Origin of the sequence: Amycolatopsis sp. CB00013, from assembly GCF_001905755.1 — a bacterium.
Lineage (GTDB): Bacteria > Actinomycetota > Actinomycetes > Mycobacteriales > Pseudonocardiaceae > Amycolatopsis > Amycolatopsis japonica.
This window is the reverse complement of record NZ_LIWC01000002.1, coordinates 720661-741967: the sequence shown is the minus strand read 5'-3', so window position 1 is coordinate 741967 and position 21307 is coordinate 720661. Positions and strand designations below refer to the sequence as shown.

The 21307-nt window shown below is 68.7% G+C and carries 18 protein-coding genes; 7 read left to right on the top strand and 11 right to left on the bottom strand.

Features of this window, described 5'->3' with window-relative positions; genetic code table 11:
- Positions 1 to 1314, top strand: a complete 1314-nt coding sequence (locus AMK34_RS13520) for a purine-cytosine permease family protein (protein WP_073845562.1) — start codon at positions 1 to 3, stop codon at positions 1312 to 1314.
- Positions 1311 to 2288: a LysR family transcriptional regulator gene (locus AMK34_RS13515; protein ID WP_073845561.1), complete on the top strand. Its 978-nt coding sequence runs from the start codon at positions 1311 to 1313 to the stop codon at positions 2286 to 2288. The genes AMK34_RS13520 and AMK34_RS13515 overlap by 4 nt, the downstream gene beginning before the upstream one ends.
- Positions 2289 to 2715: 427 nt before the next feature.
- Here AMK34_RS13515 and AMK34_RS13510 read toward each other — a convergent pair whose 3' ends face one another.
- Complete coding sequence (locus AMK34_RS13510; protein ID WP_073845559.1) at positions 2716 to 4155, bottom strand: M1 family metallopeptidase; 1440 nt, start codon at positions 4153 to 4155, stop codon at positions 2716 to 2718.
- 166 nt (positions 4156 to 4321) lie between these two features.
- On the opposite strand from AMK34_RS13510, the gene AMK34_RS13505 reads away from it, so the two are divergent.
- Positions 4322 to 5476 (top strand): MFS transporter, encoded by a 1155-nt coding sequence (locus AMK34_RS13505; protein ID WP_073845558.1) that lies wholly within the window; start codon positions 4322 to 4324, stop codon positions 5474 to 5476.
- On the opposite strand, the gene AMK34_RS13500 is transcribed toward AMK34_RS13505, so the two are convergent.
- The 4 genes from AMK34_RS13500 to AMK34_RS13485 form a co-directional block, all read right to left on the bottom strand.
- Positions 5421 to 6383: a peptidoglycan recognition protein family protein gene (locus AMK34_RS13500; RefSeq protein WP_143202448.1), complete on the bottom strand. Its 963-nt coding sequence runs from the start codon at positions 6381 to 6383 to the stop codon at positions 5421 to 5423. The two genes, AMK34_RS13505 and AMK34_RS13500, sit on opposite strands and share 56 nt — an antisense overlap.
- Positions 6384 to 6471: 88 nt before the next feature.
- On the bottom strand, positions 6472 to 7347 hold the full coding sequence (locus tag AMK34_RS13495; RefSeq protein WP_037335292.1) for an A/G-specific adenine glycosylase: 876 nt from the start codon (positions 7345 to 7347) through the stop codon (positions 6472 to 6474).
- A gap of 18 nt (positions 7348 to 7365) precedes the next feature.
- A complete protein-coding gene (locus AMK34_RS13490) occupies positions 7366 to 7857 on the bottom strand; it encodes a beta-class carbonic anhydrase (RefSeq protein ID WP_073845557.1) in 492 nt (163 codons plus the stop codon).
- Between the two features lie 51 nt (positions 7858 to 7908).
- Positions 7909 to 9009: a LacI family DNA-binding transcriptional regulator gene (locus AMK34_RS13485; RefSeq protein WP_005165317.1), complete on the bottom strand. Its 1101-nt coding sequence runs from the start codon at positions 9007 to 9009 to the stop codon at positions 7909 to 7911.
- 200 nt (positions 9010 to 9209) lie between these two features.
- Here AMK34_RS13485 and AMK34_RS13480 point away from each other — a divergent pair, with 200 nt between their 5' ends.
- The 3 genes from AMK34_RS13480 (at position 9210) to AMK34_RS13470 (ending at position 12029) form a co-directional block, all read left to right on the top strand.
- Complete coding sequence (locus tag AMK34_RS13480; RefSeq protein ID WP_073845555.1) at positions 9210 to 10139, top strand: metal ABC transporter solute-binding protein, Zn/Mn family; 930 nt, start codon at positions 9210 to 9212, stop codon at positions 10137 to 10139.
- Complete coding sequence (locus AMK34_RS13475; RefSeq protein ID WP_038520787.1) at positions 10139 to 10972, top strand: metal ABC transporter ATP-binding protein; 834 nt, start codon at positions 10139 to 10141, stop codon at positions 10970 to 10972. The genes AMK34_RS13480 and AMK34_RS13475 overlap by 1 nt, the downstream gene beginning before the upstream one ends.
- 175 nt (positions 10973 to 11147) lie before the next feature.
- The gene (locus AMK34_RS13470; protein ID WP_073845553.1) at positions 11148 to 12029 is read left to right on the top strand and encodes a metal ABC transporter permease; all 882 of its coding nucleotides are present in this window, start codon (positions 11148 to 11150) and stop codon (positions 12027 to 12029) included.
- On the opposite strand, the gene AMK34_RS13465 is transcribed toward AMK34_RS13470, so the two are convergent.
- The 4 genes from AMK34_RS13465 to AMK34_RS13450 form a co-directional block, all read right to left on the bottom strand.
- Positions 12026 to 13339, bottom strand: a complete 1314-nt coding sequence (locus tag AMK34_RS13465) for an alginate O-acetyltransferase AlgX-related protein (RefSeq protein WP_038520782.1) — start codon at positions 13337 to 13339, stop codon at positions 12026 to 12028. The two genes, AMK34_RS13470 and AMK34_RS13465, sit on opposite strands and share 4 nt — an antisense overlap.
- A 279-nt stretch (positions 13340 to 13618) precedes the next feature.
- Positions 13619 to 14842, bottom strand: coding sequence for a DUF445 domain-containing protein (locus tag AMK34_RS13460; RefSeq protein ID WP_073845551.1), 1224 nt, complete (start codon positions 14840 to 14842; stop codon positions 13619 to 13621).
- A gap of 49 nt (positions 14843 to 14891) precedes the next feature.
- Positions 14892 to 16118 (bottom strand): DUF445 domain-containing protein, encoded by a 1227-nt coding sequence (locus AMK34_RS13455; RefSeq protein WP_038520776.1) that lies wholly within the window; start codon positions 16116 to 16118, stop codon positions 14892 to 14894.
- Positions 16119 to 16168: 50 nt separating this feature from the next.
- Entirely contained in the window at positions 16169 to 17398 is a 1230-nt protein-coding gene (locus AMK34_RS13450) for a DUF445 domain-containing protein (RefSeq protein ID WP_037335314.1), read from the bottom strand.
- A gap of 123 nt (positions 17399 to 17521) precedes the next feature.
- Between AMK34_RS13450 and AMK34_RS13445 the strand changes: the two genes are divergently transcribed.
- Positions 17522 to 18481, top strand: coding sequence for a hypothetical protein (locus AMK34_RS13445; protein ID WP_073845549.1), 960 nt, complete (start codon positions 17522 to 17524; stop codon positions 18479 to 18481).
- 4 nt (positions 18482 to 18485) lie between these two features.
- Here AMK34_RS13445 and AMK34_RS13440 read toward each other — a convergent pair whose 3' ends face one another.
- Positions 18486 to 19925 carry an FGGY-family carbohydrate kinase gene (locus AMK34_RS13440; protein ID WP_073845547.1) on the bottom strand — a complete coding sequence of 480 codons (1440 nt, stop codon included), beginning with the start codon at positions 19923 to 19925 and terminating at the stop codon, positions 18486 to 18488.
- A complete protein-coding gene (locus tag AMK34_RS13435) occupies positions 19922 to 21256 on the bottom strand; it encodes an MFS transporter (protein ID WP_073846279.1) in 1335 nt (444 codons plus the stop codon). The genes AMK34_RS13440 and AMK34_RS13435 overlap by 4 nt, the downstream gene beginning before the upstream one ends.
- Between the last annotated feature and the right edge of the window lie 51 nt (positions 21257 to 21307).

Here is a 21307-nt window from a genome sequence, read left to right as displayed (position 1 = left end):
GTGGAACACGACGACTTCTCCCTGCGCCGGGTACCCGCCGAACGCCGCTACTCCTGGGTTTCCGTCGCGCTGCAACGGTTCGGGCAGGTTTCCTCGTTCCATCAGTTCCTGCTCGGCGCGGTGCTGGGTTTCGGGATGACGTTCTGGGGCGCGGTCCTCGCCATCACGATCGGTTCCGTGCTGCTGGAGATCATCACCATCCTGATGGGGGTCGCCGGCACCCGGGAAGGGCTTTCGACTTCGGTGCTCGCGCGCTGGGCCGGGTTCGGCACCGGCGGATCGTCGCTGGTCGGGCTCCTGATGACGGTGAGCCTGGCCGGCTGGTTCGGGGTGCAGAACGACGTCTTCGCCCACGGTCTGCACGCGTTGATGGGCGGCCCGCCGGTGTGGGTGTGGGCGCTCGCGGGCGGCGCGCTGGTCACCGCGATCGTCGTGTTCGGCTTCCACGCGATGGCGTGGACGGCGTACCTGACGGTGCCCGCTTTCCTGGCGCTGGCGGGGTTTTCGATCATCTCGGCGCTCGGCGACCATTCGCTGCCCGCGCTGATGGCCGAGCCGCCGCCGGGGCCGTCGATGTCGCTGGCGCAGGGCACCACGCTGGTGGCGGGTGCCTTCATCATGGGCGCGATCATGACGCCGGACATGACCCGGTTCAACCGGACCGCGTCCGACGTGGTGAAACAGACCCTGGTCAGCGTCACCCTCGGCCAGTACCTGATCGGCCTGATCGGGGTGCTGCTCGCGCACGCGGCGAAAAGCGCCGACGTGGTCGGGATCATCACCTCGTCGTCCGGGGTGCTCGGCACGCTGATCCTGGTCACCGCGATCCTGAAGATCAACGACTGGAACCTCTACTCGTCCTCGCTCGGGCTGGTGAACGCCGTGCAGGTGCTGCTGTCCCGGCGGCTGGACCGCACCACCGCGACCCTGCTGCTCGGCGGCCTCGGCACGGTGCTCTCCGCGATCGGCATCCTCGACCACTTCACCACCTTCCTGACCTGGGTCGGCGTGCTCACGCCGCCGGTGGCGGGGGTGGTGATCGCCGAGTACTACGTGGTCCGGCGCTGGAAACCGGAGCTGGACGCCACCCGTGCGTCGGGGGAACTGCCGCCCACCTGCCCGTCCTGGGTTCCCGCCGCGCTGATCTGCTGGGCGGCCGGGGCGGCGGTGGGGGTCTGGCTGCCGTGGGGAATCCCCACGGTGAACTCCGTTTTCGCGGCATTTCTGCTGTATGTTCTTCTCGGCAGACGGACCACGGCCGCGGCGGTTCCCGCGGCCACGACTTCTTCCGGCGGGTCGAAAACCCGTTCGTGACAAAGGAGTTCGACGTCGTACAGCTGGATGTCCACCACCTGCGGGTGATCCGGGCGATCGCGGACACGGGCAGCCTTTCCCGTGCCGCGATCGCGCTGGGCGTCACCCAGCCCGCGGTTTCCGCGCAACTCAAACGGCTGGAGAACATGCTGGGCTACCAGCTGTTCGACCGGTGCGAAGGCGGCGTGACACCGACCCCGATGGGGGAGCTGCTGTTGCGCCGCACGGCCGCTTTGCTGCCACAGCTGGACAAACTGCTCGAAGACATCGAGCAGCGCGTCTGCCCCAGCGGTCCGCCCGCCGTGGTCCGGGTGGCCGCGGTGGCCAGTGCGCTGGTGGCGTGTCTTCCGTCGCTGGTGACCCGGTTGTGGCCGGAGGTCTCCGAGGTACAGGTCGTGCACGACGACCATCCCGAGCGGCTGTTGCCGCTGCTGGCCCAGCGTCGCGCGGAATTGGCGCTGGTCAAGGACTATCCGGGTTACGAGCTCGAAATCCCCGCGAACGTGGACACCGCGGTGGTGGTGACCGAGCCGACCTTCGTCCTCCTGCCGGCTTTCCATCCGCTGGCGCGGGAGAAGGTCGTCGACCTGTGCGATCTGCGGGACGAATCGTGGGTGATGGTGTCCGATTCATCGGCGGCCACGTTCACCAAGTACTTCGCCGACACCTGCGCGCGGCACGGTTTCACGCCGTCGTTCACCCATCAGGTGACTTCGCAGCAGGTGGCACTGTTGGTGGTCAAAGCGGGCGCGATCGGGCTGTCCCAGCCGATCTGCGATCCGGGCGACCACGGCGTCGTGACGCGGCCGCTGCGCGGGGATGTGTTGCCGCGCAGGCATGTTCTCGCCTGGAACAAGGAGACGTTCGTGGCGGGACGGCGGGAAGAGCTGCTCTCCGCCGTCGTCGACGCGTACTGGGCCGAGGCGCGGACGGCGCCCGTCTACGCGGAATACCTGGCCGGGCCTCGTGAGTAGTGAGGCAAAGGTGACGTGTGGTGCGCGGCCCACCGTCCACAAGGGACACCAAGGGGTCACCGCGCTCTTCCACCTGTCGAACGCGTCGCGAAAGTGGGTTTCGCGACACGGGCGCTGGCGGGCGGGATGGTCGGCGCGGGCGGGTGACCGGGGTGAAGGCTCCCTTCACCGGATTAGACGCGGCGAAGGGAGCCTTCGCCCCACCGCCGACCCGGCCCGCGAGCACGACCCCTCAAGAGAACCACCGGCGGTGTGTCGCGAAAGCCACTTTCGGGACATCAGACGTCTCGAAAGTGGCTTTCGCGACATGATCGCCAGGGCGGTACCGGGCCCGGTCACGGCCGATGTTGCGAAAGCCACTTTCGCAACGTTGAAGGTTGCGAAAGTGGCTTTCGCAACCCACCGTCCTCACCACTCACGAGGTCGTTCAGCTCCCGGGAAAGAGCAGCGAGTCCGGCGGCCGCACCGTGCCGTCCAGCCACGCGTGGTTGAACTCGCCGAGATCGCGTTGGGTCATCGCGGAGACGTAGAGCTCGAAGTCGTGCCAGTTCTGGTTTCCCTGCGGATTGATCACCGGGAAGCCCGCCAGGATCTGGAAGAACGCGTCGTCGCCGACGAGACGGCGCAGCGCGTGCACCATCAGCACCGCTTTGGCCGTCGGCGCGAATTCGGTGCCCTTGCCCGGATCGGTGAGCTTCGGCGCCCAGAAAGCCGCGTCGTCGCGCACCTTCGTCACCATCTCGCGGTAGCGACGATCCGGATCGACGCCGTTCTTCTCGTCCCACAGCCACACCGCGTACCGCGCGATTGACTCGGGCATCAGCGCGTCGCGCCACATCTTGCCGCTCACCCCCGCTCCCCACCATTGGTACGCGCTCGCGTACACCAGATCGGCGATCGTGGCGGCGCGGCCGTACACCGGCCTGGTCTGGGCGCCGTGCGTGTAGCCGAGGGAGCGGTCGAGGAACAGCCCGCCCGCCGCCGACTGCGGATAGTCGCCGAACTTCCCGGTGAGGAATTCCAGGACCTCCGGCAGCCGCCCGCCGATCTTCCGCTTGTCCACGGCGCACGGGTGGTAGGCGTTGATCGCGGTCCGCCCACCGGGAAGGGTGATCCTCTCGACCTCCCAGCGGCCGATGCCGAGCATCGCCGTGCTCGGCGCGAGCGCGGTTTCCTCAGACCAGGTGACGGTGTGCCGCCCGACGCCGGCGTGCACGTCGGAGACCTGAAAACCATTGCCCAGCACGGAGAATTCGTCCAGCACGGTGACGGAGACGCGCAGGGTCGCCTTGTCGACTTCGGTGCCGTTGACCGGGAACCAGGTCATCGCCGAACGCGGCTGCCCGGTGGCGACGGCGGAATCGCCGTACGTGGCCAGCCAGCCGACCCGTCCCCGCGCCGTGGCGATCGGTTCCGGACGCCCGTCGTAACCGACCACCACGGTGAACCGCGCACCGTCGGCCAACGGGGTCCGTGGCGTGATCACCAGCTCGTGTTCACCCTCCCGGCGGAACGTCGCGGCCATACCGTCGACGGTTACCGAACGGACGGTGAGACCCCGCAGGTCGAGGTCGAACCGGTCCAGCTCCTGGGTCGCGGTCGCGGTGATGGTCGCCTTGCCGCTCAAGAACATCGAGTACGGCGCGTAGTCCAACGCGAGGGAGTATCGGTCGACGTCGTAACCGCCGTTGCCGTCCTTCGGGTAGTAAGGATCGGGTCCGAGGACGGTGCCGTCGGGTGAAACGTGCACGTACCCGTCGCTGCCGGGGGCCGGCTTGGCGACCGCCGAAGCCGGGCAGGCGCCGAGCATCGTGGTGGCGAGCAACGCGGTGCACAGTGGCTCCTGCCACCGAATCCGCACGGTCATGAACGAGCCTTCTCTCTAACGGGGAGGGTGCCCGGTCATCGTGCGTACGTCCGCGCGGCGCGCGGCACTGCCAGCCGGTCATGCCGCCGGGTTATCCCGGCCGATAACCGCGCGGCATACCCGCCAGGGACTACCCGCGTCACCCAGCGGAAGAGATCGTCGAGGCATGCTGTCCCTCCCGGCGCTGCTCGCGCTGACGACCACGGTGTTCCTCGGCTGCCTCGCCGAAGTGCTCCCCGCCGGATTGCTGCTGGGAATGTCCGAGGATCTGGGCGTCTCGCCGTCGGCCACCGGGCAGCTGGTGACGGTCTACGCGATCACGACCGCGGTCACCGCCATCCCGCTCACGGGAGCGACCCTCCGTGTGCCGCGCAAACGCTTGCTCCTGGCGCTGATCTTCGGCTTCCTGGCGACGAATCTGGTGATCGCGGTGTCCTCGTCGTATCCGCTGATCCTGGCGACACGGATCGCTTCCGGTGCGCTGACCGGGGTGATGTGGTCGCTCGTCGCGGGTTACGCGATGCGGCTCGCCCCGCCGGGACTCACCGGACGCGCGCTGGCCGTCGCGATGTCGGGCACGCCGATCGGCTTCGCGCTGGGCGTGCCCGCGGGGACCGCGCTCGGCGAATTCGCCGACTGGCGCTGGGCGTTCGCCGCGATGGCGCTGATCTCCGTGCCGTTGCTGGCCTGGGTTTCCGTCGCGGTGCCCGCCGTACCCGCGGAGCGGACGGAAGTCACCCGCCCGCTGGCCGCGTCGAGGCTGCCGGGAATGCGTCCCGTATTGGCGACGGTGGCGCTGTTCTCGTTGGGGCACAACGTGGCCTACACCTACATCGGTCCGGTGCTCGCCGGGCTCGACGCGGCACCGATGCTGGGCGCGGTGCTGCTGGTGTTCGGCTGCGCCACGGTGGGCGGGCTGGTCGCGGCCGGCTCCGCGCTCGACAGCCGTCCGCGCGCGGTGCTCGTGTCGTGCTCCGCCGTGACCGCCGCCGCCATCGTCCTGCTGGGGGTCGGCGACGGTGTCCACGGACTCGTGCTTGTCGCCGCGGCCTTGTGGGGCCTCGGATTCGGCGGCGCGCCGACCGCGTTCCAGGCCGTCACCGCCTTGCTCGCGGGCCCCACGGCCGACGCCGCCCAGTCGCTCACGATCGCGGCCTGGAACGGCGCCGTCGCCGGGGGAGCCCTCGTCGGCGGGCTGCTGCTGCCACTGGGAACGTCGTCGCTCCCGTGGTGCGCGGCCGTGCTGATCCTCGCGCCGCTCCTGTTCAGCCGGCGAGTCGTGCCTTCAGCGCCCGCGGATCGGTGCCGGAGCCGACGATGAGCGGCCAGACGTCGGAGCCGAGGAACCCGGTCTCGTCGGTCGCCGCCGTCGCACCGCAGGTATCGCGCTCCAGCCCGTTGCGGGCCGCCACCGCGGCGACCGCGTCCTTTGTGGACTGTCCGAACAGGCCGTCGACCGGGACGGCGAAACCGCGTGCCCGCAGGAGTTCCTGCGCCGTCCGCACGCGAGGTCCGGAGTCGCCGGGTTTGAGCAGCGGCCACTCCGGCAGGTCCACCTTGGGCGACGCGGTGCCCAGCAGCTTGCCGACCTCCGTGCGCAGCTCGGGAAGCCGGTTGTACAGCACGGTTCCCGGGCATTCGGTCGAGTTGAAGTCCCGGTGTCCCTTGATGAACTCCGGCGAGATCCCGTACTGCGACGCGATGTACGCGACCAGCTTCACCAGCGAGTCCCAGAGCGCGGGCGTGACGTCCTCTTTGCTGTAGAGGCCCTCGTTCTCGATGCCGATGCAGGTGCTGTTGTTGTTGCCCACGTTCGCGCCCAGCACGTGCCGGGTCCCGCCGCGCAGGATCTCCAGGCTGCGGTGCCGCCCTTCGGTGATGTGCCCGCCGCGGCTGTTCGTGAACTGCTGGCCGGTGTCGATCCAGCCACGGGTGTCCATATGGAAGTTCTGGATCGAACGCGACGCCCAGAAGGCGTGTTCGAGCGTGTAGTCGGTGACGTTCCCCGGATCGACCGTGTGGTGCACGACGATGTACGTCGGTTTGTGGTTCTGCACCTCGATCGCCCCGGCCGGCGGGCGGGCGTTCCAGGCCGTCGTGTCGTAAATCTTGGGTTCTGCCACCCCAGACGCCGCATCGGCGGCGGAAATCGTCGCTGTCCCCAGTAGCCCGACGGCGCTTACCGTCAGGCCGCCCTTGAGCGCGGTACGTCGGTCGAAGTCGGCCACGGGCGTAACTCCCATCATGCGCGTTGGCCGGAAAACTAACCCGCCATCGCGCCGATGACAACCATTGACCAACTTTTGTCGTAATGCGTTAGTGTTCGCCAGGCAGCGCGAACAGGCCGTCCCGGGTCTGTTCGAGGAGGCCGTCGACGAGCAGGGAGTCGAGGCAACGGTCACGCTGCCCGGATTCGTCCCACACGAGATCGAGCCGCGCCTTCTCGACCGGCCCTTCGCTGCCGCGCAGGACGTCGAGCAGCAAACCGCGCACCTGACGGTCGGTGCCGGCGAACTTCTGGACCTGCTTCGCGGGCCCGGCGTAAGCGGGTTTGCCCGCGCGCTGCCACGCGCAGTCTTCGTAGATCGGGCAGTCCGCGCAGCGCGGCGAGCGCGCCGTGCAGACGAGCGCGCCGAGTTCCATCAGTGCCGCCGAGAGTTTCGCGGCGGGCGCGTCCTCCGGCGGGAGCAGCGCCTCGACGTCGGCCATGTCGCGGGTGTTCGACGGCGGCCCGGCGTCACCCGCGCCGTGCACCGCTCTGGCGACCACGCGACGGACGTTCGTGTCCACCACCGGCGCGCGTTTGCCGTAGGCGAAGGCCGCGACCGCGCGGGCGGTGTACGCGCCGATCCCCGGCAACGCGAGCAGAGTGTCCACATCGGACGGAACGACGTCGCCGTGTTCGGCGGCGATGACGGCCGCCGCGGCGTGCAGCCGCAGCGCGCGCCGCGGATAGCCGAGTTTGCCCCAGGCACGCACGACCTCGCCCTGCGACGACGCCGCCAGCGCCGACGGCACCGGCCAGCGCGCCATCCATTCGAGCCAGATCGGCTGGACGCGCGCGACCGGGGTCTGCTGCAGCATGATCTCGCTGACGAGCACGCCCCAGGCGGAGCATTCCGGCTCACGCCAGGGCAGGTCGCGCCCCACTTCGTCGAACCATTCGGTCAGCACATCCGCGTCGACGCCCACCGAGTCAGCTTAAAACCCTTACTCGACCTCGGTCAGGCGGCCTAGTTTTACGTCGTAGACGAAACCGCGCACATTGTCGGTATGCGCCAGGAAGTCACTGCGCCGCACGCGCTGCACCGACCGGCGCACGCTGTCCTCCACCACCCGGAACGCCTCGACCGACCACGTCGGCCGCAGCCCGCTGGCGGCTTCGAGTTCGTCCTTGAAGTCGTCTTCGGTGACCATGGACAGGCCGCAGTCGGTGTGCTGCACGATCAGCACCTCGCGCGTGCCGAGCTTCCGCTGGCTGAGCGCGAGCGAGCGGATCATGTCGTCGGTGACGACGCCGCCCGCGTTGCGCAGGATGTGCGCTTCACCCTGGATCATGCCGAAGATCTCGAACACCCGGATACGGGCGTCCATGCAGGTCAGGATCGTCACGTGGAGCGATGGCCTCGGAGACGAGCGGTCACCAGGAGTGACATCACCCAGCTCCTGGTTTCGCTTGAGCAGTACGTCGATTGAGGTCACGTGTTCATTGGAACCGACGCGCGGGGCGACGGCAACGCGTGCGGACGCAGATCACGGCCCGAACCAGCGTTCTTCGGCCGTTCGCGGCGGCGCGGACGTGCGCCCGACCCGGAGTTCCGTCTGCAGCGTGATCACCTTGGGCCCGACCCGGTCGGCGGAGCTGAGCAGCAGCTTGCCCGCAGCCTTGCCCTTCTCCAGCACCGGCTGGTGGACCGTGGTGAGCCCGGAACGCTCGGCCTCGGTGATGCCGTCGAAGCCGGTGACCGTCAGATCCTGCGGCACCCGCAGCCCGCGGCGCTCCGCCTCGGCCAGCGCGCCGAGGGCGAGGATGTCCGAGGTGCAGATCACGGCTGTGACCTGCGGATACGCGTCGAGCAGCTGGCGCGCGGCCGACGCGCCGTCGTCCACGGTGTGGTCGAAGCGCTCGACCACCGGCACGGTCGCCCAGTCGACCCCGGCCGCCGAGAACGCGGCGGCCAGCGCCTCCAGCCGGATCCGCTGGACGTGGAAGTGGGCGGCGCTCTGCCGCTGGATGGAGACGAAATCGTCGTTGCGCTCACGGGCCAGCCGCATGCACAGCACGCCGATCTGCCGGTGTCCCAGCGAGATGAGGTGCTCGGCCATGGCGGTCACCGCGGCCGCGTCGTCCGGGCCGACCCGGTCGACGCCGTCCACGCGCGGCTGGTCGACGATCACCGTCGGCACCGGGCGCTCCAGCACGGCGCCCAGATGAGGGTCGTCGTCGGGCACCGAGTAGACGACGAAGCCGTCGACGCCGGCGCGGTGCACGGCCGCGACATCTTCCCGGCCCGGGCTCGCCGGGACCAGGTGCAGGCCGACGCCCGCGTCTTCGCAGGCCAGCGCGAGCCCTTCGAGCACGCCGACGGCGGCGGGGTCGCGGAAGGCGTAGGACAGGTTTTCGGTGAGCAAAAGACCGACAGCGCCGGCTTTGCGCGTCCGCAGTGAACGGGCCACCGGGTCCGGGCCCGGGTAGCCGAGGCGGCGCGCGGTCTCGAGGACGCGGCGGCGCAGCTCAGGGGACAGCTGGTCGGGTCGGTTGTAGGCGTTGGAGACGGTGGTCCTCGACACACCGAGCTCTGCGGCCAACGACGCCAGTGTCGCCTGCCTCCTGGTGCGGATAGGACGGCCCATCCGCAAACCGTAACGGTTCAGAACGTTTTGCAGAAGCATCACCCGACGTGTGGCAGGTCTCGATTCAGAGTGACCCTGGGTACAGCTCGCGCCTGGACGGGGAACATGGTCATCCGGATGGGGTACAGTTGAATCTGACAACGGTTTCCATTACCCGGCATTGGGGACACCTGGCCTGGGCATCCGCAGGAGTGCAGTAAATGAATTCCCGCCGTACTAAGAGTGTTTTCGCGGCCGTGTCGGCCCTGGCCGTCCTCGCGCTCGGCGCGACGGCTTGCGCGTCGAGCGACAAGGCGTCGACGGGCTCCGGTTCGCCGAACGCGTCCGCCGCGAACCCGGGTGGCGAGAAGATCAAGGTCGTCGCCTCGACCGACGTCTGGGGCAGCGTCGTGACCGCCGTCGGCGGCGACAAGGTCGAGGTCACCTCGATCATCCACGACCCGTCGGCCGACCCGCACTCCTACGAGACCACCGCGAGCGACGCCATCGCCGCGAAGAACGCGAAGCTGACGCTGTCCAACGGCGGCGGCTACGACGAGTTCTTCTCGAAGCTCGCCGACCAGGCCACCGGCGCGCAGAAGCTGGTCGCCGTCGACATCGCCGCGACCGGCAACGAGAACGAGCACGTCTGGTACAGCCTCCCCGGCGTCGAGAAGATCGCCGACCAGGTCGCCGCGAAGCTCGGGGAGATCCAGCCCGCCTCGAAGGACGCCTTCACCGCCAACGCGACCGCGTTCAAGGGCAAGACCCAGGAACTGCTGAAGAAGGTCTCGGGCCTGGGCGCCTCGAACGCCAAGGTCGTCGCGACCGAGCCCGTCGCGCACTACCTGCTCGACAGCGCGAAGGTCACCGACGCGACTCCGCCCGCCTTCGCCGAGGCCGTGGAAGCGGAGCAGGACGTGCCCGCCGCCGCGCTCAACGAGGTCAAGCAGCTGATCTCCGGCAAGCAGGTCAAGGCCCTGATCAACAACGCGCAGACCACCACCCCGGTCACCCAGCAGGTCGTCGGCGACGCCAAGAACGCCGGCATCGCGGTCGTCGACGTCACCGAAACGCTCCCGCAGGGTGTGACCGACTACATTGCATGGATGACCAAGGAAGTGGACGCGCTGGCCGGAGCACTGAAGTAGTGACCTCCGTACCCGCCGAAGCCCGCCCCGCGGTCCGTGTCCGCGGGGCGAGCCTCGCGTTCGGCACCAGGACCCTCTGGTCCGGGCTCGACCTCGACGTCGAGCCCGGCGAGTTCCTCGCGATCCTCGGGCCCAACGGCTCCGGGAAGAGCAGCCTGCTCAAGGTGCTGCTCGGTCAGCAGGGGCTGCCCGAGGGCACGGTCGAGATCGCGGGGCGGCGCCCCGGCGGGACCAACCGGCGGATCGGCTACATCCCGCAGCAGCGCGCCCTCGACGAGGGCCTGACGATGCGCGGGGTGGACCTGGTCGGCCTCGGCCTGGACGGGCACCGGTGGGGCACCGGGCTCTTCGGGATCTCGAAGCGGCGTCAGCTGGTGGCGAAGGCGATCGAGTCCGTCGGCGCCCAGGCGTACGCGAAGCAGCCGGTCGGGCGGCTTTCCGGCGGCGAGCAGCAGCGGCTCCGCGTCGCGCAGTCGCTGGTCGGCGACCCCGAAGTCCTTCTTTGCGACGAGCCGCTGCTCTCCCTCGACCTCGCGCACCAGCGCGCGGTCAGCGAGCTGATCGACGAGCGTCGGCGTTCGGCGGAAACGGCCGTCCTGTTCGTCACCCACGAGATCAACCCGATCCTGTCCTATGTGGACAGGGTGCTTTATCTGGTGAACGGCCAGTTCCGGGTCGGCAAGCCGGACGAGGTGATGAACTCGGAGACGCTGTCCGAGCTGTACGGGACGCGGATCGAGGTGCTCAAGGTCGGCGGGCAGATCCACGTCGCCGGGGCGCAGAGCGCGTTGTGCGAGGACGAACCCCACCACATCGACGAACAGGTTTCGTAGCGGAAGTGGTAGACGAAGTGAGGTCATTCGTGCGGCCTGGACCACACGCAGAACCCGCCCTGGCCGGAGGCCCCGCGATCGGGGCGGCAGGGCGTCTTGGTGAATCAACGCGCTCGATGACGCGAACTCGCGCCCTGGCGACGCGATCGCGGTCGCGGGTTCTCGGATAAACGCCGTGGACAAGATGTTCGACTTCGCCCTGACCGGCGAACTCCTCGGCCTCGACTTCGTGCGGACGGCGCTGCTCGCGGCCGCCGTCCTCGGCCTGGTGGCCGGCGTGCTCGGCCCGCTGGTGGTCATGCGGCGGATGTCGTTCGCCGTGCACGGCACCGCCGAACTCGCGTTCACCGGCGCGGCGGGCGCGCTGCTGCTGGGCGTCGGCGTCGAACTCGGCGGCCTCGCGGGCGCGGTCATCGCCGCCCTGCTGATCGGGATCCTCGGCGGCCGCGAATCCGAACGCGACTCCGTGATCGGCGTGATCCTCGCCTTCGGCCTCGGCATGGGCGTCCTGCTGCTGTCGTTCTACGAAGGCCGCAGCGCCAACAAGTTCGGCATCCTCGTCGGGCAGATCATCACCATCGACTCGACCAATCTGAACCTGCTCGTCGGCGCGTCGGTCGTCGTATTGGTGGTGCTCGCGGTGATCTACCGGCCGCTGCTGTTCGCCACGGTCGACCCGGCGGTCGCGACGGCGCGCGGCGTGCCGGTGCGGCTGCTGTCGCTGATCTTCGCGGTGCTGGTCGGGATCTCGAGCGCGCTCGGCGTGCAGATCGTCGGCGCGCTGCTGGTCGTCTCGCTGATGGTGACCCCGGCCGCGGCGGCCGCGCGGGTCACGGCGAGCCCGTGGAAGGCGACCGTGCTGTCGATCGTGTTCGCGGAGATCGCCGCGCTCGGCGGGATCATCCTCTCGCTCGCGCCGGGGAAGCCGGTGAGCGCGTTCGTCACGACGATCTCGTTCGTGATCTACCTGGTCTGCCGTCTCGTCGCGTGGCTGCGCGGACGTACGTCGCGGGTCCGCGTCGAGCCGACGGCGACCGCGCAGCCCGCCCTGCGCTAGCGGATCGGATTCTCGGCGAGCGCCTTCTTCAGCGGTTCGAGGAAATTCGGGTCGATGAAGGCGAGCTGACCGCCGGCCACGCTGCGCTCCACGGCCTCGACGACCACGACGTTCGCGTTCACGAACGCGTCCACGGCCTCGGCCTGCGACGTCTTCTGCGTGAAGTGCGCCAGCATCGTCAGGTTCGTGAACGCGCCCGAGAGATACCGCGAAGACGCCTTCGTGAACGAGTCGCCGTAGATCAGGACCTTGTCGTCCACGGTCCCGATCAAAGGGCTGGCCGTGCGGTAGATGGGCCGGTCGATGTCGCCGTTCGGCTCGCCCGCGCGTTCGGCGACGCCGTCCGGGCGGAGGCTGTACAGCGTGTTCGTCTTCGTGCCCTGCTTGTTGATCAGCGGCGGCAGATCGGCGACGGTGTCGTACTGGCCGACGGGAACGCTGACCCAGGTCTGCGTGACCCCCGGTTTGATCGCGTTCGCGATGGCGCGCGTCATGACCAGTGCGCCCTCATCGGCCCAGTGGGTGTCGTTCGGCGGGTAGATCGGATGCTGCACGCGGCCCTCGGACGCGCGGAGTTCGGGCCGCAGGTCGATCGCGCGCGCGTCCTTGAGCATCCGGTGCCAGGCCGACGCCTCGGCCGACCGCGAACAGTCCTTGCCGGGGTAGGTGTCCGGCAGGAACTGCGGCACCATCGTCGACTTGTCCGGCGCGATGACGAGCTCGAACCTGCGCCCGGACTGCTCGACCGCGCGCCGCAGCTCGTTGATCTTGGCGATGGTCTCGGGCAGCGGACGGGACGGATCGCATTTCGCGTCGGCGTCGTAGCCGTAGTACAGCCAGCCGTCGCGGCCCTGCACGACACGGCGGTAACCGGACGCGGCGTTCGGCGTCGGCCCCTGGGTCGGCGCGGTCTTGGACGGCGCCGGTGCCGGCGGCGCGGGGATCGGGCCCGCCTGCTGCCGCGGTGGCTGCTGGTCGAGCGGGGCGCTCTCGCCGAAGACGCCGCGGCTGATCGCGTCGGCGGCGGCGATCGCGCCCGGCCGGAACGACAGCTGGTCGATCGCCCAGGTCGGCATGTCGGTGAAGAAGCCCCAGCCCCGGTCCAGCCCGGGGAAGCTCGCGAGCTTGTGGTTCTCGATCTCGCCCGGCCGGACGCCGAACACCCACAGCAGCGCGGGGGTGGTGAAGAACAGAAGCGCGCTGATCAGCGCGGTCAGCTGCCTGCCGCCGTGGCGGGGACGGTGCAACGCGTGCTCGCGCGGAAGCCACGCCTCGTGGACGGCTGGCAGCTGCTGGGGTTCGGACGCCACCCCTCCACCGTAATCACCCCGTGTCTCCCGCATGTGAGAACGCCTCACTTCCGCGCCCCGGATCGCGTTTAGCCCGCTAAACGCGATCTGCCCGGCTCCGGGAGCGATGTCCCCAATGTGGCATTGGAGACACTGAGCGTCCCCAATGCCACATTGGGGACATCGAGCCCCCGGCGGTCCCACACCCCTCGCGCCTCCCGCCCCGGATCGCATTTAGCGGGCTAAACGCGATCTGCCCGGCTGGAGGCCCCGGATCGCGTTTAGCCCGCTAAACGCAGGTCAGTGCAGCATCAGCAGGACCTGCAGTTCACCGACCAGGAAGCCGATGAGCCCACCCACCGCGATCAGCTTCCACTCGTCCTGCCGGAACGCGGGCCTCAGCAACCCCTCGAACTCCAGCGGCGTCAGCCCGAGCATCCGCCGTTCGACGATCTTCGCGACGTCCATCGCCTCGGTCAGGTAGCCCTCGGCGTACCGGATCGTCGGCGGCAGCCGCTCCAGCGCCTTCCGCGCGGCCGCCTGCTTGATCTCCTGCAGCCGTTGCCCGCCGACGGCCATCACGACCATCGGTTTCGCGACACTCGCCTGCTCGTCCACGGCGTGCGCCACCAGCCGCTCGACCAGCGCGTACAGCCGATCCGACCGCGGCCCGCGCAGCACGGCGTCGAGCAGGTTCGGCACGGTGAGGATCTCGTTCGCGATCATCTCGCCGTACTGATGCGCGACCTCGGCCCGCCGCCGCTGGAACTTGCCCTGCAGGATCACCCGCCCGACCCGCACCGGCTCGCGCGGCACGAAGATCAGCTTGATCGCCAGCCAGTCGGTGAACAGCCCGATGCAGCCACCGAAGATCGGCAGCACCCACGGCTCCTTCGTCAGCGCCCAGACGAACGCCTGCACGACGCCGAGCCCGAAGCCGAAGTAGATCCCGGTGCGCGCGATGAACGCCATCTCCGGCCGCGACGTCTCCCGGATCAGCCGGACGAGCAGCTTCTTGTCCCTGGTAAGCCGCTGCACGGTCATGTGCTGGAAGTCGAGCACCTCGTCGAGGTTCTCGGTCATCTCCTCCATGAACTCGCGAACCAGCCGCGGCGTCGACGCCTGGACCTGCTTGATCAGCAGTTCCTGCGCCATCGTCGGCATGACCTCCCAGAGCCTGGGATGGTGCTTTTCGAGCACTTCGCGCGCGACCTCGTCCACGGCCCGCAGCAACGGCTGCTCGATCTCGCGCGTGATGATCGCCGGATCGATCCGGCGGAAGACCTCCTTGACGTCCAGCAGATTCGACGTCAGCAGCTCGGTCGCGACGGCGGCCATCCGCCCGCCGTGTTTGGGCACCACGCCCTGCCAGCCGAGGAAGGGTTTGATCCCGACGAACTCGAGCGGTTTGAACATCATCTCGATGGCGACGCGTTTGGTGACGTAGCCGATCAGCGCGGCGACGAACGGGATCGCGGCGTACAGCCACCAGTGCCGGGCGAGGTCGTCCAGGACGGCGTCCACACGACCTCCTCGCTTCGCTCAGGGAAGGGGAAACCGTATCGGTTGGCCTTCAGTGAAGCAGTAGAAGCACCTGAAGTTCACCGACAAGGCCGCCGATCACCGCGCCGACGGCGATCAGTTTCCACTCGTCCTGCCGGAACGCCGGGCGCAGCAGCTGCTCGAATTCGAGCGGGTTCAGCCGCCGCATTCTGTCCACAATGGTGTTCCGGACGTCGAGCGCGTTGACCGCGTAGCTTTCGGCGTGGCGGATCGTCTCCGGGATCCGCGCCGCGGCCTTCGCGGCCGCCGTCTGCTTCATCTCCTGGAACCGCCTGCTCCCGACGGCCATCGCGACGAACGGCTTCACGACACTCGCCTGCGCGTCGATCGTCCGCTGAACCTCACGGGTGATCATCGCGAAGAGCTTGTCCGATTTCGGCCCGCTCAGCACGGCTTCGAGCAGGTTCGGGATGGTGATGATCTCGCGCGCGATCATGTCGCCGTAGTCGGCGGAGACCTGGTCCTTGCGCTTCTGGAACACGCCTTGCCAGGTGTAGAAGCCGAAGAACCGTTTCGGCTCGCGCGGCAGGAAGATCATCTTCAGCGCGATCCAGTCGGTGAACCAGCCGATGCCGATACCGAACAGCGGCAGCACGATCGGCGACTTCGTCAGCGCCCACACCAGCAGCTGCACACAGCCGAGGGAGAACCCGAAAACGATCCCCGACCGCGCGATGAACCGCATCTCCGGCCGTGAGATGTCGCGGATCAGCCGGTTCAGCAAGGCCTTGTCGCGCACCAGGTTCGTCACGACCATGTGCTTGAGGTCGAGGACGTCCTCGATGTTCTCCGAGATCTCGCCCATGATCTTCGTGATCGCGCGCGGCGCCTCGGCCTGCACGCGTTTGAGCAGTAGTTGCTGGGCGGTGTTCGGCAGTACTTCCCACAGTCTGGGCTGATACTGCTCCATCACCTCGCGGGTGACGTCCTCGACGATCCGCAGGAGCGGTTGCTCGATCTCCTTCGCCACCTGGGCCGGGTCTAGCCTGGCGAAGATCTCCTTCGGGTCGACGAGGTTGTTCGTCAGCATCTCGGTGGCGGTGGCCGCCATCCGCTCCGCGTTCGCCGGCAGCACTCCCTGCCAGCCGAGGAACGGTTTGACGCCGACGAATTCCACCGGTTTGAACATCATCTCGATGGCGACGCGTTTGGTGACGTAGCCGATCAGCGCGGCGACGAACGGCATGGTGACGTACACCGGCCAGTGCTCGCCGAGATCGGCGATGACGGCGTCCACTTCCGAGCCCCTCCCGCGTCTTGCTTGAGGGGCAACCTAGCCGCCGGTCCTCAATGGAGGAGTAACAGGACCTGAAGTTCACCCACGAGCCCGCCGATCACCGCGCCGACCGCGATGAGCTTCCATTCGTCCTGCTGGAACGCGGGACGGAGGATCCCCTCGAACTCGAGCGGGGTCAGCTGCTGCATCTTCGTGACGATGGTGTTGCGGACGTCGAGCGCGTCAGTGGCGTAGCTCTCCACGTGTTTCACCGTTTCGGGGAGATACGCGATCGCCTTTTCCGCCGCGGCCTTCTTCATCTCCTGGTACTGGACCCCGCCGACGGTCAGCGCCACCAACGGTTTCGCGATGCTCGCCTGCGCGTCGATGGTCCGTTGCACCTCGCGGGTGATCATCGCGAACAGCTTGTCCGATTTGGGCCCGGTGAGCACGGCCTCCATCACGTTCCGCACGGTGAGGACCTCGTCGGCGATCAGCGCGCCGTAGTCCTTGGCCACCGCCTGGCGGCGTTTCTGGAACATGCCCTGCCAGCTGAAGAACAGGAACCGGCGCGGCTCACGCGGGTAGAAGATCATCTTCAGCGCCAGCCAGTCGGTGACGAACCCGGTGACGAAACCGAAGATCGGCATGATCAGCGGCTGTTTCGTCAACGCCCACGCGACGAACTGGATCAGGCCGATGACGAAGCCGAACCAGATGCCGGACCGGGCGATGAAGCGGAGCTCAGGGGTCGCGACCTCCTTGATCAGGCGACAGGTCAGCGATTTGTCGCGGACCATCGAGTTGATCAGCATCTCGTTGACGTCGAGGACCTCGTCGATGTTCGTCGACACCTCGCGCATCAACCGCGCGACGACCTTCGGCGCCTGCGCGCGGACCTGGTCGACCAGCATGCGCTGCGCCCGGGTCGGCAGCAGTTCCCACAGTCTGGGCTGGTACTGCTCCATCACCTCGCGGGTGACGTCCTCGACGGCCTTGAGGAGCGGCTCTTCGAGTTCCTTGACCATTTCCTCGGGATCGAGCCGGGAGAAGATCTCCTGCGGATCGACGAGGTTCTTGGTCAGCAGGTCGACGGCGGTGGTCGCCATCCGGCGCGAGTTGGCCGGGATGACCCCCTGCCAGCCGAGGAACGGTTTGATCCCGACGAACTCCAGCGGCCGGAACATCATCTCGATGGCGACGCGTTTCGTGATGTACCCGATGAGCGCGGCGATGAAGGGCATCGTGGCGTAGACGTGCCAATGCTCGCGGATGTCTTCGAGGATCGCCGAGATGTCCAACCGGGCCTCCGCTGCTTACGACCTGTCAACAATGCAGGATGCCATGTGATCGGTCCACCGCACGCCGAGTGCAGCCGTTTGGCGGTACTGCCCGACGGGTGCCAGCTCATTAAGGTGGCCGCCATGGTCGCTCCTGAGAAGACGGCGCCTCAGGCGCCCTCAGCGAAATCGTCCCCGTTCGCGGGCTCTGTCCGCGGCTATGACAAGCGTCAGGTCGACGAGCACCTCGCCGAACTGGCGACCGAACTCAAGCAGACCTCACGCAGCCGCGACGAGGCCGTGGCGACCGCCGGTGAACTCACCAAGGCACTCGGCCACGCCCAGAAGGAACTGGACGAGACCAAGGCCGCGCTCGTGCGGATGAGTTCGAGCCCGTCCGGCGCCGGCGCGATGGCCGAACGCGTCCGCATGATGATGCAGCTCGCCGAGGAGGAGATCGCCGACCTCAAGGCCGCCGCGGAAGCCGACGCCGAGTCGACCCGGGCCGAAGCGGACAAGTACGCCCACGAGACGCAGCGCGCGATCGAGAAGGCGGCCAAGGACGCGCAGGCCGAGCGGGAAAAGCTGCTCGCCGACGCCAAGGCGGAGATCGAGCGGCTGAACTCCGAGGCGGCGCAGAAGCGCAAGGAACTGGACATGGAGAGCGTCCGGGCCCGCGCCGCCGCGGACAAGAAGGCCGAGGAGGCTTCGGCGGCTCGCCGCGCGGAGGCCGAGAAGGCGTCCGCGGACAAGATCGCGGAAGCCGATCAGGTGTCGGCGGCCAAGCGTGCCGAGGCCGAGCGGATCTCCGCGGAGAAGATCGCCAAGTCGGAGAAGTCTTCGGCGGAGGACATCGCCGCGAAGCAGGAGCAGGTCGCGGAGGCCCTCACCGACGCGAAGACCCAGCAGGCCGAAGCCCAGCAGGCCCGGAAGCTCGCGCTGGAACTCCGGTCGAAGGTCGCCGATCGGCTCTCCGCCACGGACGTCGCCGTCCAGGAGGCCATCCGGCTGCTGGCTCCCGCCCCTGATGCCGCCGAGGCACCCAAGCCGGAGGCCGCGCCGAAGCCCGCCCCCACCAAATCCAACGGCCCACGCCCTTCCTGATCGCTTAACGCCGGACGACGGCGAACAGCTCGTCGTCGATCCAGCCCCTGGTGTGCAGCTCGGCGCAGAATCGCTGGTACGACTCGGCGAGCGCGGCACTTTCGCGCTCGTCGGGCTCGACCAGCGTTCCCCCGCCGAGCCCTTCGGACGCCTCGGTGAGCCCGCCCGGCAGGACTCCCGCCGCGGCGAGCAGCGCGGCGCCGTAACCCGTTTCCGCCTGTGGCGACACCCGCAGGCCGAGTCCGGTGACGGTCGCCCTGATCCGTGTCCACAAAGGACTTTTGCTGCCGCCGCCCGCCGCCAGCAGCGGATCGGTGACCGTGACGCCGAGGCGGCGCAAGTGGTCCAACGCCAGCCGCTCGAGGAAGGCGACCCCCTCCAGCCTGGCCCGGTGCAGCTCCACCTCGTCCGCTTGGCCCGACACGAAGCCCTCCGCGTCCGGGCTGGCGAACGGGAAGCGTTCGCCCTTGCGCCGCAACGGATACGCGACCACCTTCGCCGGACCCAGCTCGGCCGCCGCCGCGTCGAGTTCGGGAAGGCGATCCTGCCCGGCGACGGCCTCGCCGCCGGTGTTCGACGCGCCACCGGGCAGCCACCAGCCGTCCGGATGACGGTGGCTGTACATCGCCCCCGTCGGATCCGGCACCAGCTCTTCGGTGACTCCCTTGAGCACGTACGTCGTGCCGAGGATTCCGACGAAACTCCCGGGAGCGACCGCGCCGGCCGCGAGCTGGCCCGCGCAACCGTCGGTCATCCCGGCCACGACCGGGCAGCCCGCCGGGAGTCCGGCGACCGGACGGGCCACCTCGCCCAGCACGGTGGCCGGCGCGACCACCGAGGGGAGCAGGCTCGCCGGCACGCCCAACGCCTCGAAGACCTCGGCGGGCCACTCGAGGGCAAGCGGGTCGTAGCCGCTCTTCAAGGCATGCGACCAGTCGGCCGCCACCGGCCCGCCGGTGAGCTCCGCGGCGATCAGATCGGGGGTGTGGCGGATCCCGGCGATGTCGGGGACGTGCCCGGCCAGCCAGGCGATCCGGCCGAGCGCGGCCGTGGCGGACACGCCGAAACCGAGCCGCCGCCAGCGAACCGCGCCGAGCGCGGTGCCCTCGCGGTTGAGTTCCGCACCCCGCCTGTCGTCGTACATCAGCGCGGGCGTGACCGGCTCACCGGACGCGTCGACCCCGACGATCGTCCCCGACGTCGCGGCGATGGCCACCGCGGCGACCTCGCCGCCCCTGCCCGGCAGCTCGCCGGTGACCTTCGCCAGCACCGTCTTCACCGCCGGCCACCAGGACCGGGCGTCCTGCTCGCTGTGTCCGCGGCCGTCGCGGACCGGCGCGGGCAGCGGCCCGGCGGCCGAAGCGAGGACGGTGCCGCCGCGCACCGCGAGGGCTCGGACCCCCGCGGTGGCGACGTCGATGCCGATCGTGACGGGTTGGTTCACGTGGTGACGACCTTCTCTCCGACTTCTTGCAGACTCTTGTCCTCTTCGATCGCCTTCGCCGTCTCATCGGGCAGCTTCAGGTAGCGCACCATGACCGCCGCGACCAGATACAGCGCGGCGAAGACGATCACCACGCCGGCCGCGCCCAGCGGGCCGAGGAACACGCTGACGATCGCCGGCCCGACGAACGCCGCCGCGCCCGCGCCCAGGTTCAGCAGGGCCATCGCGCCGCCCTTGTTCTCCGGGGCGAGCGAGGGGAGCAGTGCCGAGATCGGCACGAATCCGGCGAGCGTGGCGCCGTACAGCGCGCCGACGAGCAGCGCGAGCCAGTAGTACTCGGCGCCCATGGCGATCGGGACGAAGTAGAGCAACAGGATCGAGACGGCGCAGCCGATCGCGCCGAACCAGAAGATCGTGGTGCGCCAGCCGATCCGGTCGCTCAGCACGCCGAAGATCAGGTTGAAGAAGATGTTCGTGCCGTAGATGACCGAGACCAGGAGGAGCCAGCGGCTCTCCCCGAACCCGATCTCCTCGATGAAGATCGTCGGGAAGAACACCAGCATCCCGAATTCGGGCGCGGTGTTGATGACGCGGACGAGCATCCCGACGCCGACGCGGGGCTTTTTCCACGCGATCGACACGCTGGAAACCAGGCTCTGCACCGGTTTCACGTCCGGCGGCGCGAGCCGGGTGTACCCGGTCCGTTGCCGGACACCGAAGATCGCGAGCAGCCCGCCGAGCGCGAGCAGCGCCACCGACACCCAAAGCGTCCCGTACTGGCCCAGCACCGGGTTCGTGAAGCTCGCGACCAACGCGCCCAGCGTCGGAAGCCCGCCGGTGAAGGCGAAGTAGAACCAGCCCACCGCCGCGCCGAGCCTGGCGACCGGCGCCACCGCGGTGATCCAGACCAGGAAACCGAACGCGAACATCGGATAGCCGAACCCGCGCAGGCCGTAGAACACCAGCATCAACGGGTAGTTCTCACCCGATACCGCGACCGCGAGGAACAGCACGTCGAACACCAGCCAGATGGCCAGGCCGATCATCATCACGCGACGCGGGCCCCACAGATCCGACAGCGCGCCCGACAACCACGACGCCAGCATCACGGCGACGCCGTACACGGTGATCACATACGAAGCCTTGATCTCGGTGCCCGCGCCGTTGTCCGCCATGAACGGCGCGATGAAGCCCGACTCGACCCCGTCGCCGATCATGAACAGCAGCAGCCCGGCGTAGCCGAGGAACAGCGGGGCGGGCAGGCCCCAACGGGTCAGTACGCGGGCGAACCCGCTCCCGGATCGCGATAACGGCGGTGTTACCTGGTTCATGCACGCCTCCATGACGTCGTGTTCAGCGTATCATGGATCGTGTTAACTTAA